General features: G+C 66.6%; 12 protein-coding genes. 5 read left to right on the forward strand and 7 right to left on the reverse strand.

Annotated elements, in window-relative coordinates:
* A partial coding sequence (locus J7024_RS34345; RefSeq protein ID WP_234745879.1) for an FAD-binding protein occupies positions 1 to 702 on the reverse strand: 702 nt, incomplete at its 3' end.
* A 223-nt stretch (positions 703 to 925) separates the two neighbouring features.
* Between J7024_RS34345 and glcC the strand changes: the two genes are divergently transcribed.
* The 3 genes from glcC (at position 926) to J7024_RS34360 (ending at position 4071) form a co-directional block, all read left to right on the forward strand.
* Positions 926 to 1696, forward strand: coding sequence for a transcriptional regulator GlcC (glcC, locus tag J7024_RS34350; RefSeq protein ID WP_098554359.1), 771 nt, complete (start codon positions 926 to 928; stop codon positions 1694 to 1696).
* A 198-nt stretch (positions 1697 to 1894) separates the two neighbouring features.
* The gene (locus J7024_RS34355) at positions 1895 to 3376 is read left to right on the forward strand and encodes a nitronate monooxygenase (RefSeq protein ID WP_175761882.1); all 1482 of its coding nucleotides are present in this window, start codon (positions 1895 to 1897) and stop codon (positions 3374 to 3376) included.
* A 116-nt stretch (positions 3377 to 3492) separates the two neighbouring features.
* On the forward strand, positions 3493 to 4071 hold the full coding sequence (locus J7024_RS34360; RefSeq protein WP_124826767.1) for a hypothetical protein: 579 nt from the start codon (positions 3493 to 3495) through the stop codon (positions 4069 to 4071).
* A gap of 56 nt (positions 4072 to 4127) precedes the next feature.
* On the opposite strand, the gene J7024_RS34365 is transcribed toward J7024_RS34360, so the two are convergent.
* Entirely contained in the window at positions 4128 to 4817 is a 690-nt protein-coding gene (locus J7024_RS34365) for an NUDIX hydrolase (protein ID WP_233410050.1), read from the reverse strand.
* Between the two features lie 270 nt (positions 4818 to 5087).
* Between J7024_RS34365 and J7024_RS34370 the strand changes: the two genes are divergently transcribed.
* Entirely contained in the window at positions 5088 to 5702 is a 615-nt protein-coding gene (locus J7024_RS34370) for a GNAT family N-acetyltransferase (RefSeq protein WP_233410049.1), read from the forward strand.
* 167 nt (positions 5703 to 5869) lie between these two features.
* On the opposite strand, the gene J7024_RS34375 is transcribed toward J7024_RS34370, so the two are convergent.
* The 5 genes from J7024_RS34375 to J7024_RS34395 all read right to left on the reverse strand — a co-directional run bounded on the left by J7024_RS34375 (position 5870) and on the right by J7024_RS34395 (position 12232).
* Complete coding sequence (locus J7024_RS34375; RefSeq protein ID WP_175750602.1) at positions 5870 to 6721, reverse strand: carbohydrate ABC transporter permease; 852 nt, start codon at positions 6719 to 6721, stop codon at positions 5870 to 5872.
* A gap of 21 nt (positions 6722 to 6742) precedes the next feature.
* Entirely contained in the window at positions 6743 to 7699 is a 957-nt protein-coding gene (locus tag J7024_RS34380) for a carbohydrate ABC transporter permease (RefSeq protein WP_124826766.1), read from the reverse strand.
* Between the two features lie 54 nt (positions 7700 to 7753).
* Positions 7754 to 9013 (reverse strand): ABC transporter substrate-binding protein, encoded by a 1260-nt coding sequence (locus J7024_RS34385; protein WP_124826765.1) that lies wholly within the window; start codon positions 9011 to 9013, stop codon positions 7754 to 7756.
* 63 nt (positions 9014 to 9076) lie between these two features.
* Entirely contained in the window at positions 9077 to 11074 is a 1998-nt protein-coding gene (locus J7024_RS34390; RefSeq protein WP_124826764.1) for a beta-galactosidase, read from the reverse strand.
* A gap of 9 nt (positions 11075 to 11083) precedes the next feature.
* Positions 11084 to 12232, reverse strand: coding sequence for an ABC transporter ATP-binding protein (locus J7024_RS34395; RefSeq protein ID WP_124826763.1), 1149 nt, complete (start codon positions 12230 to 12232; stop codon positions 11084 to 11086).
* Positions 12233 to 12421: 189 nt separating this feature from the next.
* Between J7024_RS34395 and J7024_RS34400 the strand changes: the two genes are divergently transcribed.
* Positions 12422 to 13064: LacI family DNA-binding transcriptional regulator (locus J7024_RS34400; protein ID WP_234745880.1), on the forward strand; the 643-nt coding region annotated here is incomplete at its 3' end.

Genomic DNA, 13064 nt, shown 5'->3' on the forward strand with positions numbered 1-13064 from the left:
CACGCTCGGCGGCAACGGCCGCAGCTTCACGGTCACTTCCGTGACGATGCCAAGCATCCCTTCGGAGCCGGTGATGAGCGCGAGCAGGTCGAAGCCCGGTGCGTCGAGCGCGTCGGCGCCGAGCGTCAGCGTATCGCCGTCGATCGTCAGGATCTCGACCTTCAGGATGTTGTGCACCGTGAGCCCGTATTTCAGGCAATGCACGCCGCCCGCGTTTTCGGCGACGTTGCCGCCGATCGAGCATGCGATCTGCGACGACGGATCGGGCGCGTAGTAGAGGCCGTACGGCGCGGCCGCCTGCGAGATCGCGAGGTTGCGCACGCCGGGCTGCACGCGCGCGATGCCGGCATCGGGGTCGATGTCGAGAATCCGGTTGAACTTCGCCGTCACGAGCAGGATGCCTTTTTCGAGCGGCATCGCGCCGCCCGACAGGCCGGTGCCCGCGCCGCGCGCGACCACCGGCACGCCGTGCGCGGCCGCGACGCGCAGCACCGCGCGCACTTGCTCGACCGTGTCGGGCAGCACCACGGCGAGCGGCACCGTGCGGTATGCGGCGAGGCCGTCGCATTCGAACGGTTTCAGCGCCTCGCGCTCGTGCAGCACGTCGAGGCCGGGCGCCGCCGCGTTCAGCGCGGCGACGAGCGTGTCGCGATCGACCGTCGCCAGCGGGCCGTCGATCCGTTCGTCGTAGGTGAAACTCATCGTGTGTCTCCGTCTCCACCATGCAGGCGGCCGCACGGGTGGCGGCGCGCCGGATGGACGGCATTCTTGGCGGGACGTGCGGGCGTGTCCAGACGTCACGCAAGTGGTCATACCAGTTTTTTGTGCGGCATCCGGAAGCGGGTATCGGGGAAGTCAAAAAACCGAACAACAACAAGGGTTTGTGCGAAAATCGCCGAGATTCTTCCTGAGTGGTCATACCAGTATGGAAATGCAGGATCGACAGGCGCCGGCGCGCAATGTGGCAGACGTCGTCGCCGAGCGGATCGAGCAGCTGATCGTCGACGGCGTGCTCAAGGCCGGCCAGGCGCTGCCGTCCGAGCGGCGGCTCACCGAGAAGCTCGGCGTGTCGCGCACGGCGGTGCGCGAAGGGATGAAGCTGCTGCGCGCGCGCGGGATCATCGATACGACGCACGGCAAGGGCTCGTTCGTCGCGAGCCTGACCCCGCAGCGCGAAGTCTCGCCGATGATGCATCTGCTCGGTTCGCAGCCGCGCACGCTGTACGACCTGTTCGAGGTACGCGGGATGCTCGAGACCGAAGCCGCGCGGCTCGCCGCGCTGCGCGGCACGCCGGCCGATTTCATCCTGATCCGGCGCCGTTACGAGGAAATGACGGCAGCCGACGCGCAGGATCTCGATCCGGCCGCGCGCGCGAAGCTCGACCATGCGTTCCATCTCGCGATCTGCGAGGCATCCCACAATCCGGTGCTCGTCAATACGCTGCAATCGTTGACCGATCTGCTGCTCAGTTCGGTGTTCGCGTCGGTGAACAATCTCTATCACCGCGAGCCGTTGAAGAAGCAGATCGACCGCCAGCATGCGCGGCTTTACAACGCGGTGACCGGACGGTTGCCCGATCAGGCGCGCAAGGCCGCGAGCGAACATATCCGCCAGTGCGTCGACTATCTGCGCGAGATCGAACAGGAGGAACAGCGGCTCGTGCGCTCGACGCTGCGGCTCGAAGGCTGGACTTGAGGCGAGCGCACGCTGGAGCGGCCGTCGCCGTAATGACGCTCGTCAATGAAGTCGTCATCGCGAGGTGGCCTGATGCGTGAATATGTCGCAATATGATCTATTTGATGCATGGCCCGGCACGACCCGTTTCGCCTTTACGCGACACGTGCTTTGGCGGTTGACCGTGACGCGCCGCCGATCCTTGAAGGAGGACGCTGCATGTCGATTCCGACGCGTGGCGACGGGCCCGAGGCCCGCGCCGTCCAGATCCTGCATCGCCCTGTCTGCGATCTGCTCGGCTGTGCATGGCCGATCGTGCTCGCCGGCATGGGCGGCGTTGCGCGGGCCGAGCTTGCGAGTGCGGTGAGTGCCGCCGGCGGGTTCGGTTTTCTCGGGATGGTGCGTGAACCCGTCGCGCTGATCCGGCGCGAGGTCGGGTTGGTTCGCTCGGCCACCGAGCGTCCGTTCGGCGTGAACCTGATTCCTGCATCGACGCCGCCTGAACTGCTCGATGCACAGCTCGATGCGTGCATCGAATTGCGTGTGCCCGTGATTGCGCTGTTCTGGGACGTGATGCCGGGCGTCGTGCGGCGTCTGCGCGATGCGGGCGTGCGGGTGGTGCATCAGGTCGGGTCGCTCGACGATGCGCGCGCGGCGGAAGCGGCCGGTGCACAGGCGCTGATCGTTCAGGGGCACGAGGCTGGCGGCCATGTGCGCGGCGATCGGCCGCTGGCCGAGCTGTTGCCCGAAGCGGTTCACGCGACGCGGTTGCCGGTGCTGGCGGCGGGCGGGATCGTCGATGGCGCGGACGTGGCCGCCGCGATGGCGCTTGGCGCGCAGGGCGCGGTGATGGGCACCGCGTTCATTGCAACGCATGAATCGTTCGCGCATGCGTATCACCAGCAGCGGATCGTCGACGCGCGTGAAGGCGACGCACAGCTGACCGACATCTTCCATATCAACTGGCCACGCGGTGCGCGGGTTCGTGTGTTGCCGTCGAGTGTCACGCGCGGCGAGCGCGGCGATCCGTTCGGCGATGAGCGCGTCGTGATCGGCGACGAGGAAGGGCGGCCGATCTATCTGTTCAGCACGGATTCGCCGCTGCGTACGATGACCGGCGATTTCGAAGCGATGGCGCTGTATGCGGGTACGGGGGCAGGGCGGATCGGTGCGATCGAATCGGCCGGCGACGTGCTGCGTCGTATCGTGCTGGATGCGGCGGCGAGCGTCGAGAAAGGGGCGGCGGCTGCACCGGCAGGCGAGTCGGACGCGCATCGTGCGGCGTTGCTGGCGGTGCTCGATGAATTGCTGGAAGCGGAGCGCGCGGGGGCTCGCGTTGCATCGGAGACGGCGGCGGAGGTGACGGAAGATGCCGAGCTCCATCGTCTGATCGCACATATCCGCCAGGACGAAGCGCACTGGTGCAGCGTGCTTGTCGACGCGATCCGCACGCTCGGCGCGACGCCCACGCGGGCAACCGGCTCGTTCCATGAGAAGGCGATGGCGATCGACGATCTGGCCGAGCGGATGGCGTTTCTGAACCGTGGTCAGAGGTGGGTCGTGCGCAAGCTGCAGGCGCTGCTGCCGACGCTCGCCGACCCGGATATACATCACGCGCTGTCGTTGATGCTGGTCGCGCACGAGAAGAATATCGGGTCGGTGGATGTGCGGTTGAGGGAGCAGCGAGCGGGTGGGGTGTAAGCGTATGGGACGCGTTTCGCGGGAATGAAACCGGCGTGCCGGCTCGAAGTCGTCGAACCGGTCATCGGGTGCAGCCGACGGGGCGCTCGATCCAGCTAACGACAAGGGGAAAGGAATTGGATCTCGCGGACTTCAATCGCATCTGGGCGCCGGTCTACGGACATCCCGCATGGTTGGTCAGGAAGGGGCACGGGAGCTTTCTGACGCTGGAATTTGGAACGCCCGAGCTTCAGACGAGAGAACCGGACGTCTCTTCACTCGCGTCGTCCGAACGCGTCCGAGCGCTCGCGGCGCGCAGATTGGTGACGGTGACCGGTAGCTGGCATCTGTGGATCTATTGCTGCCACTGGTCGATCACGCTGAATGGCGAAGAACTCGCCTGGAGCGAATCACCGGACGATGCGATTACGCTCGCAACGCGCGGAATCGACGGGCAGAAGTTGCTGTCGGTCGAGCGGGGCGCGAACCCGCAATCCTGGGTGTTCGGTTTCGACCTGGGCGGCGAACTGAAAACCCGGCCATATGGTGACGATCCGTCGGTCGAGCAGTGGTTTCTCTACGAACGGGATTCGGGCAACGTCCTTGCCGCGCGAGCGGATGGCCTGATTTCATATGGTCCGGGCACCCTTCGCCTGGAAGATGCGACATGGCATTCGCTTTCGACGACGGGCGGAACCGGAAGCGACTCACGCTGAATTCGACCGTAAAGGGTCGTGCCCGGTGGCCGCCGACCACATCTGACGAATCGACCTCAAGCCCGACGCGAACCCGCACCGTGCGCGGCTGCCAGTACCAGTTCCGCGAGGGAATTCAGAATGACGGCAGTCACTCCCCAGATATCGTATTGCTGATCTGCCCAATACCAGGCGCCGGTGCGCTCGCCGTCCGCGTACTGCCGCGGCAAGTCGGGATTCGACAGCGTGGCGAGCGGAAATTCGAAGATCTCTTCAACCTCGGCCGGTGCCGCCGCCCATGCGGCCGTAGCGGAAACGAGGCCGATCACCGGGACGATGGCGTGATTGCGCTTTCTTGTCTTGTGAATAGGCAAACATCCGACCAGCCGCACAGCGCCCGGCTCAAGGCAGATCTCTTCGAAGGCCTCGCGGAGTGCGGTACACCCCACGTCGTGATCCGACGCCATCGGGCGGCCGCCGGGGAAGCTCACGTGCGAAGCGTATTCGCTCAGGTTCGACGAGCGCTTGGTGAGCAGAATCGTCGGCGCGGGCCGTATCACGACGGGGACCAGCACGGCCGAAAGTTTCCACAAGCCGCCACTGTCGTCGAGCGATTCCTGCATCGCAGGCCAGCTCGTCGAACCCGGAATCCCGAAGCGCGCCACGCCTTGCACGATGGACTCGACGAGAACGTGCGTTGCGCCGGTGTCCGGCAGCGACGCGGGGCGTTCGTCACGGGTATTCAGGGCGCCTTTCCCGGTTTCCACGTCGTTCTCCTGTAGGGATACAGCGGAACCACCTTGATGCGGGGTTCCGGTTCAGCGAATGGGGCGATGCTCGCTCGTCCACGATACCGTATTTGCGATATGTCCCCGGTCTTCGATGTCGACCGCGCCGGCTGCGCGATTCTCACGCGTCATTTCCAGGCACTCCGTTCAGGGCCCGAAAAGCAAAAACCCGCCTTTCGGGCGGGTTGTGATCGCATACCGTCAACTCGATAGCTATCCCGCCGGAATGCTCGCGGCGCGAACAATCGAGTGGATGATCGACGGGTTCATGTCGAAAAGCTTGATTCGACCGGCGAGGCTGGACAAGCCCCGTCCGTGCAGCGCAGGATAGCGGGTCGAAAGCGGGCCTTCCCCGCGGAGAACCCAACGATGACCTCGCCAAGCGTGCGCCGGGCTACGATAGACGACGTGCCCGTCCTGGTACGAATCCGCAACGACGCGCATGCGAAGAAAGTCGCGCACGGCGATGATGCGTGGGGCAAGGAAGGTGACGGATTCTCCGACACTTGGGTACGAAACCATGTCATGCGGGCCGCGGTGTATGTCGTGGACCTGGACGGCACGTCGGTCGGAACGTTTTCGCTGGCCTTCGACGGCGACAAGCACTGGGGCCTGCAGGAACCGATCGCCGGTTACGTGCACGGGCTGTGCGTGCGGAGCGGTTTCAACGGGCGCGGGCTCGGCCGCTTCATGCTCGACTGGTGCGCGCGCGAAGTGCGCAGCCTGAACCGGCGTTGGGTTCGACTCGATTGCGCCGCCGACAACGCGATGCTGTGCGCTTATTACGCGTCGCTCGGCTTTATCCGCGTCGGAATGAAATCCGACGGCCGCGTGTGGTCGCTGTACGAGAAAGCGGTCGACTGAGCATCGATCGGAACGTCGACATGCTGCTCGCAGATTCCGTGGTCGAACCGTGGGCACGTCGCGCCAGTCATGCATCGCTGTCCCAGCGCGCGCCGTAAAAAAAGCCCGCCGAAGCGGGCCAACCTCTCGATGAAGAGGGGTGATGCGAATTTGCGACCTGCGCCGGCTCAACCCTTCGTCGCTCCGAACGTCAGCCCCGCGACGAAGTGTTTCTGCATCGCGAAGAACATCGCGACCGACGGCAGCGCGGCGAGAATCGATCCGGCCGACACGAGGTTCCACGACGTCGTCCATTGCCCCTTCAGCGCGGCGACGCCCACGGTGATCGGTGCGGCATCATCGCCTTGCGTCAGGCACAGCGCCCAGAAGTAATCGTTCCACACGAACGTGAACACGAGAATCGCGAGCGCGGCCAACGCAGGGCGGATCAACGGCAGCACGATTCGCCAGAACACCGTCCATTCGCCCGCGCCTTCGATCCGCGCCGCCTCGATCAGCTCGAACGGCAGTTGCTTGATGAAATTGCGCAGAAACAGCGTACAGAACCCCGTCTGAAACGCGACATGAAACAGGATCAGCGCCTCGACGGTGTTGAACACGCCAAGCCTGAGCGACAAGTCCCGCACCGGAATCATCAGCACCTGCACCGGCACGAAGTTCCCCGCGACGAACGTGCCGAACAACGCGGTATTCCCGCGAAACCGGTAAGTGGCGAGCGCGAACCCGGCCATCGCCGCCAGCGCGATCGAACCCAGCACCGACGGCACCGTGATCTGCACGCTGTTCCAGAAGTAATGCAGCATCGGCGACGTGGTCAGCGCGTCGAGATAGTTCTCGATCATCGAGAAGTGCCGCGGCCAGCCCCAGTAGTGACCTTCGACGAGCTCCTCGGTCGAGCGCACCGACGTGACGAACACGGCGATCATCGGCAGCAGCCAGATCACGAGCGCGACGGGCAGCGACAGCTTGTACAGCCGGCGCGAGACCGGCTTCCAGTGGGCAACGGGTGTCGGAAACATGATGAGCGAATCCCCGGGTGGTCACTGTTCGTTGCGCAGCATGCGGCGCAACTGGAACACGATGTAGACGAGCATGATCGCGAACAGCACGACGGCGATCGCCGCGGAATAGCCGAGCCGGTAGTACTTGATCGCCTGGTCGTACATGTAATACGCGAGCACGGTCGAACTTTCGAACGGGCCGCCGCCCGTCATCACCGAGATCAGGTCGAAGCTGCGCAGTGCGCCGATCACGGTGACGACGATCGCCATGAACGTGGTCGGCCGCAACTGCGGCAGCACGACGTGCCACAGCAGCGCGAAGCCGCGCGCGCCTTCCATCCGTGCCGCTTCGATCTGCTCGGGGTTCACCGACGTGAGGCCGGTCAGGTACAGGATCATGCAGTACGCGGTCTGCGGCCACAGTGCGGCGAACACGATGCCGAACGTCGCATAGCGCGCGTCGCCGAGCACCGGAATGCCGTGCCCGGCGATGAGCGCGAGCAAGCCGAAGGTCGGGTCGTAGAACCACGAGAAGATCAGCCCGACGACCACGCCGGACAGCACGAACGGCGCGAAGAACAGCGACTTCACGAGCCGGATGCCGGCAACGGCCTGGTTCAGGTACAGCGCGAGCGCGAGGCCGAGCGGCGGCGCGAGCATGAACAGCACGAGCCAGATCACGTTGTTGCGCAACGCGGTGTAGAACGTCGGCGCGTGCAGCAGCTCGACGTAGTTCGCGAGGCCGACGAACGTGCGCTCGGTCATCCCGTCCCAGTTGCAGAGGCTCAGCCACAGCGTCGACAGGATCGGCCAGATCACATAGACGGCAACCATCGCGCACGCGGGCGCGAGAAAGAGCCACGCGGCGCGCCGTTGCCGCCGCACGGCCGGCGACGGGCGGCGCGCGGGCCGCGCGGCGGGTGATCCGCGGCCCGGCGGCGCGGCGGCCGGTGCTGCTGGCGTTTCGGCGGGTCTGGACGCGATCGGACTGGACACGGCAAGCCTCCTGGGCGAACGCGGCGGCGCACGGCCGCCGCGTGAGTCACGCGATTACTTCTTGTAGATCCGCTTGCGGGTCTGTTCGAGTTGCGCGAGCACCGAATCGAGCTGCGCGGGATTCGCGACGAACTGCTGCATCCCCTTCATCCCTTCGTCGGCCATTTCCTTCGTCATGTCGCGGTCGTAGAACTGCGCGACGCCGCCCCGGGTGTCGGCGAGGATCCGGAAGCCGATTCGCGAGATCGGATCGTCCGGCTCCGGCGACTTGCTGTTGGCCGACAGCGAGCCGAGCCCTTCGGCAAGCTTCGCGCCCATCTCGGGCGTTTCGACGAACGCGAGGAACGTATGCGCGTCGGCCTTGTTTTTCGCCTTGGTCGGGATGTGCAGCGATTCGACCGGACCGTCTTCGGCGGTCGGCACCTTCGGGTCGATGATCGGGAAGCGGTAGTAGCCCATTTCCTGCTTCACGTTCGGCGGAAAGCCCGCCGCGATGAAGGTGCCCATCAGCATCATCGCGGCCTTGCCCTGGAACAGGAACGGCTGCGCACCGTCGAGATCGTAGGACAGCGCGTTGTCGATGAAGTAGCCCGCGTCGATCAGCGATTTCCACGTCGTGTAGACCTTCTTCACGCGCGGGTCGGTGTACGGCACGTCGCCGGCCATCAGTTGCTGGTGGAACGCGTTGCCGTTCAGCCGCAGGTCGAGATAATCGAACCAGCCGGCGAGCGTCCACGCATCGCGGCCGCCGACCGCGATCGGCGTGATGCCGGCCGCCTTCAGCTTCCTGCACGCATCGAGAAACTGGTCCCATGTTTTCGGCTCGTCGGCGATGCCGACCTTGCGGAACAGGTCCTTGCGGTAGAACAGCCCCCACGAGTAATAGACGGTCGGCGCCGCGTACTGCTTGCCGTTGTACGACGATGCGTCGCGCGTCGACGCGTACATTGCGCCCCAGCCGTTTTTCGCCCAGTCGCCGCTCAGGTCCTCGAACAGCCCGCGCTTCGCGTAGTACGCCATTCGCTCGCCCGCGTGCCAGTTCACCACGTCGGGCGCGACAGTCGTGAGCCACGCGGGGAGCTGCACCTTGTACGCTTCCTCGTCGACGAAGGTGGGCTTCACGTCGATGTCGGGATGGGCCTTGTGGAACGCCTCGAGCGTCGACTGCCAGACCGCGCGCTGGCTGGCGCCCTTGAACGCGATGTTGATCGTCAGCGTGCCCGCGTTGGCCGGTGCGGCCGCGCCGAACGATGCGGCCGCGATGGCGGCGGCCGTCGCAAGCCGGGCGGCGACGCGAAGGGGGCGATGTGTCATGTGTGTCTCCAGTCCTGTGTGTCGTTGTGCGTGACCGGCGCGTCGCGGCGCCGGGGGCGGTTGCTACGAACGGCTTCGATACGCGGCGACGCCTTGCGGCTCGACCTGCGCGGTGCCGACCACGAACGCGGACGGGGGCACCGCGTCAATCGTGTGCGGCGTGTTGCGGTAGTTGAATACGTAGGTGAGGCCGCCGCGCCGGCTGATGCGCAGTCCGTCGCCGAGCGGTGCGGGCGCGAGGCCGGCTTCGGCCGCGACGTCGGCGAACAGTCGCACGGTGGTCGCGTCGTCGAACAGCGCGGCCCAGTAGTGCAATGCGCCGTGCGATACGCAGGCCGGATGACCGTCGGCGAAGCGCGCGCGTACGATGCCGCGGGCGTCGTCGTCGCCATGCAGCTCGACGAGATCGCGCCAGTGACGCGCGTCGCCGGTGAGCGGCGAGCCGTCGCGCAACGTGCCGTCGATCCGCTCGGTCACGTTCGGCCGCAGCGACTCGACACGCCACACGCGCATCGGCATGATCGACGCGAGCGGGCCGGGCGGCAGCGTCGGCGGAATCCGCAGGTCGGCGGTCTTCGAGCCGGTGCGCGGGCCGAACACCGCATGCGCCCCGGATGCGGCGAGCCGTGCCGCGAAGTCGTCCGGTACGATCGGCAGCGGCGGCACCACGACGAGCCGGTAGCCGTCGAGCGGCGCGTGCGGGGAAACGATGTCGACGTCGAGGCCGAGCGAGCGCAGCGCCGAGTAGTACTCGAACGCGAAGCGCGGATAGTGGAAATCGGCGCCTTGCGGCTGCACTTCGAACAGCCACTTCGCGTCGTAGTCGAACACCAGCGCGACGGGGGCGCGCACCAGGCCGTTCGCATCGGTATCCGTGCCGGCGTCGAGCACCGCCGCGATTTCGCGCGCGACGCGCTGCGCTTCGCGGCCGCCTTCGTCGAGTTGATCGTCCGGCGTGTGCAGGCCCGCATGCATCTGTTCCTGCGCGAACGGCGCCTGCCGCCAGCGGAAGTACGACACGCAGCCGGCGCCGTGCGCGAATGCTTCCCAGCTCCACAGCCGCACCATGCCCGGCAGCGGCGCGGGGTTCCACTGCGCCCAGTTCACGGGCCCCGGCTGCTGCTCCATCACCCAGAACGGCAGCTTCGACATCCCGCGATAGAGATCGTGATTGAACGACGCGAAATCGGGATGACCGGTGCGCAGCCAGCGTGCCTTCACGTCGGGCGCGAACCATTGCTCCTCGAGCGCGCCGAGCGGGTAGCTGTCCCACGTCGCGATGTCGAGGTCGCGCGCCACGTCGTAGTGGTCGAATTCGGTGAAGAGCTGCATGAAGTTGTGCGCGACGGGGCGGCCCGGCGAATGCGCGCGGATCACGTCGACCTGCATCCGGTGATAGCGAGCGACTTCGTCGGAGGCGAAGCGCCGGTAGTCGAGGCGATGCGACGGATGCGCTTCGGTCACGGTGCCGACCGGTGCGTCGATTTCGTCGAAATGGCGGTACTCCATGCTCCAGAACACGGTGCCCCATGCGCGGTTCAGTGCGTCGATCGTGTCGTAGCGCGCCTTCAGCCATTCGCGAAAGCGCATGAGCGCGGCGGGCGAATAGCTGACGACCGTCTGGTGGCAGCCGAGCTCGTTGTCGGTTTGCCAGTAGCGCACGGCCGGGTGGCGGCCATAGCGTTCGGCGACTGCCGTGCAGATCCGGCGCGATGCTTCGAGATAGGTCGGCGACGAGAAGTCGTAGTGGCGGCGCGAGCCGAACTTGCGCGGCCGGCCGTCCGCGCCGACCGCGAGGATGTCGGGGTGACGGTCGACGAGCCACTTCGGCGGCGTCGCGGTCGGCGTGCACATGACGATGTCGAGACCGGCCGCGCCGAGCACGTCGACCGCGCGATCGAGCCAGCCCCAGTCGTATTCTCCCGGCGACGGCTCGATGCGGCTCCACGCGAATTCGGCGATCCGCACCTGCGCGATGCCGAGTGCCTTCATCCGGCGGGCGTCGTCCGCCCACATCGATTCCGGCCAGTGTTCCGGGTAGTAGCAGACTCCGAGGCGCATGCCGGATCCTTATGCGTAGTGGTGGACGTGGACGTCGGCGCGCGCGGGCACCGCGCGGCCGTCTTCGGTGAAGAGGTGGCAGGCCGCAGCCGGCGCATGCGCGTGTACGCGCTCGCCGCGACGCAGCGGCGCGTCGCCGGGCACTTTCGCGATCAGCGGCGTGCCGCCGGGCTGGTCGAGGTGCACGTAGGTCTGCTCGCCGAGGCGTTCGACCAGCACGACGTCGCGTGCGAGCGCCGTCGCGTCGTGCGCGGCGCCGAGCGTCAGGTGTTCGGGGCGGATGCCGAGTGTGACGGTTGCGCCGGGCGCGAGCGCCGAACCGTCGCGCGGCAGCGTGAAGGTTTCGCCGGACGGCACGACGGTGACGATCGTGTGCTGCGCGTCGCAAGCGGCGACGACGGTCGGCAGGAAGTTCATTCGCGGCGAGCCGATGAAGCCGGCCACGAAGCGGCTCGCCGGATGGTGGTAGAGGTCGAGCGGCGCGCCGACCTGCGCGATGCTGCCGTGCTGCGCGGTGTCGGCGCCTGTATGCAGCAGCACGATCTTGTCGGCGAGCGTCATCGCTTCGGTCTGGTCGTGCGTCACGTACACGACGCTCGCCCGTTCGAACTGACGGTGCAGTTTCGCGATCTCGACGCGGGTCTGGCCGCGCAGCGCCGCGTCGAGGTTCGACAGCGGCTCGTCGAACAGAAACACGCCGGGCTCGCGCACGATCGCGCGGCCGATCGCCACGCGCTGCCGCTGGCCGCCGGACAGCGCCTTCGGCTTGCGCTCGAGCAGCGTGTCGAGCTGCAGGATCCGCGCGGCGTCGCGCACCTTCCGGTCGATCTCGGCCCTCGGCACGCGGGCGAGCTTCAGCCCGAACGCCATGTTCTCGTAGACCGTCATGTGCGGAAACAGCGCATAGCTCTGGAACACCATCGCGACGCCGCGCTCGGCGGCCGGCACGTCGTCGACGCGGCGGCCGTCGATCGACAGCTCGCCGTCGCTCAGATCCTCGAGGCCCGCGATCATCCGCAACAGGGTCGACTTGCCGCAGCCGGACGGGCCGAGGAACACGCAGAACTCGTGCGCGCCGATCTCCAGATCGACGTCGCGAATGACCGGCGCGTGCTCGCCATAGGCTTTCTGCACGCGTCGCATCGAGATGCTCGCCATTGTCTCCGCTCCATGTTTTAATGCGCTTTCGTAATGCTTAAGCGCTTAATCATCGCGATCAAAAAAAGAGCCGGTCCCGATCGCGGCCGAGTCGCGCCCGTCGGACGGGCGGCTGGGTGTGCGGCGATAGTGCGCCGCTTCGGTGAGCGAAGCAAATACTGGATCGGCATCTCATATAGTGAGCAGACAATGGCAACACTGGATGAAGTCGCGCGCCGCGCCGGCGTGACGGCCGCGACGGTCTCGAACGTGCTGCGCAACCGCGGGCGGGTGGGCGACGCAACGCGCGCGCGGGTGCTGGAAGCGGTGGAGGCGCTCGGGTATCGGCCGCATCTGGCCGCGCGGGCGCTCGCGGAAGGGCGCGCGCCGACGGTTGCGCTGATGGTGTCGAGCATCGCGAACCCGTTCTATCCGGAGTTCGCGCTCGCGGTCGAGCGTGCGGTGCGCCGCAACGGGCAGTTCCTGATCGTCTGCAATACGAACGAAGATCCGTTGCAGGGGCGGGCGTATCTCGACCAGATCGCCGGGACGATTTCCGAAGGCATTCTCGTGACCAACGCGAACCTGCATCTGCCGGATCTGGTCGCCGTTGCACGGCGCGGTGTGCCGGTCGTGCTGTGTCTGTGGGAGCGGCCCGATGCGCCGCCCGAGGGGCTGCCTTGCGTGGCCGTGGATTTCCGCGAGGCGGGGCGGATCGCGACGCGGCATCTGCTCGAACTCGGGCACCGGACGATCGGCGTGATCGTCGGCGGCTCGGCGAGCGGCGTGCAGGCGGCGCGCTACGACGGCTTCGTCGACGTGATGCGCGAAGCGGGGCTCGACGCGTCGATCG

It is taken from the genome of Burkholderia sp. WTPI3, from assembly GCF_021483755.1.
Classification (GTDB): domain Bacteria; phylum Pseudomonadota; class Gammaproteobacteria; order Burkholderiales; family Burkholderiaceae; genus Burkholderia.

Coding starts and splice junctions, on each gene's coding strand:
- J7024_RS34355 (WP_175761882.1), top strand. CDS start 1,895: ATGTCGATTCCGACGCGTGGCGACGGGCCCGAGGCCCGCGCCGTCCAG.
- glcC (WP_098554359.1), top strand. CDS start 926: ATGGAAATGCAGGATCGACAGGCGCCGGCGCGCAATGTGGCAGACGTC.
- J7024_RS34390 (WP_124826764.1), bottom strand. CDS start 11,074: ATGCGCCTCGGAGTCTGCTACTACCCGGAACACTGGCCGGAATCGATG.
- J7024_RS34395 (WP_124826763.1), bottom strand. CDS start 12,232: ATGGCGAGCATCTCGATGCGACGCGTGCAGAAAGCCTATGGCGAGCAC.
- J7024_RS34385 (WP_124826765.1), bottom strand. CDS start 9,013: ATGACACATCGCCCCCTTCGCGTCGCCGCCCGGCTTGCGACGGCCGCC.
- J7024_RS34375 (WP_175750602.1), bottom strand. CDS start 6,721: ATGTTTCCGACACCCGTTGCCCACTGGAAGCCGGTCTCGCGCCGGCTG.